At 49.5% G+C, this 560-nt stretch carries 1 tRNA gene and 2 rRNA genes; all 3 read right to left on the minus strand.

Going from position 1 to position 560, the window contains the following annotated elements:
* Positions 1 to 113: ribosomal RNA gene (locus tag OOJ60_RS24580) — 23S ribosomal RNA — on the minus strand; the annotation flags it as partial.
* Between the two features lie 185 nt (positions 114 to 298).
* Positions 299 to 374 (minus strand) — tRNA-Glu (locus OOJ60_RS24585).
* Positions 375 to 458: 84 nt separating this feature from the next.
* Positions 459 to 560: ribosomal RNA gene (locus OOJ60_RS24590) — 16S ribosomal RNA — on the minus strand; the annotation flags it as partial.

The raw sequence follows: 560 nt of genomic DNA on the forward strand, positions 1-560 counted from the left end.
ACATCGCCGGGTCAAAGGTTCATATCACCTCGCCGACGCTTTTCGCAGATTAGCACGTCCTTCATCGCCTCTGACTGCCAGGGCATCCACCGTGTACGCTTGGTCGCTTAACCTCACAACCCGAAGATGTTTCACTTCATGGTTGCGATAATTGAGAGACTCACGAACAACTTTCGTTGTTCTGTGTTTCAATTTTCAGCTTGATCCAGATTTTTAAAGAGCAAATATCTCAAACATGACTCGTAAGTCAGTTTTGAGATATAACGGCCGGCGACTTTCACTCACACAAACCAGCAAGTGGCGTCCCCTAGGGGATTCGAACCCCTGTTACCGCCGTGAAAGGGCGGTGTCCTGGGCCTCTAGACGAAGGGGACACAAAGTCTCAATCGCAAGACGCCTTGCTTCTCTACATCTATCAGACAATCTGTGTGGACACTACAAAGGCAGGTTCTTTAAGGTAAGGAGGTGATCCAACCGCAGGTTCCCCTACGGTTACCTTGTTACGACTTCACCCCAGTCATGAATCACAAAGTGGTAAGCGCCCTCCCGAAGGTTAAGCT

This window comes from Citrobacter sp. R4, from assembly GCF_026719175.1.
In the GTDB taxonomy this organism is placed as follows: domain Bacteria; phylum Pseudomonadota; class Gammaproteobacteria; order Enterobacterales; family Enterobacteriaceae; genus Citrobacter_A; species Citrobacter_A sedlakii.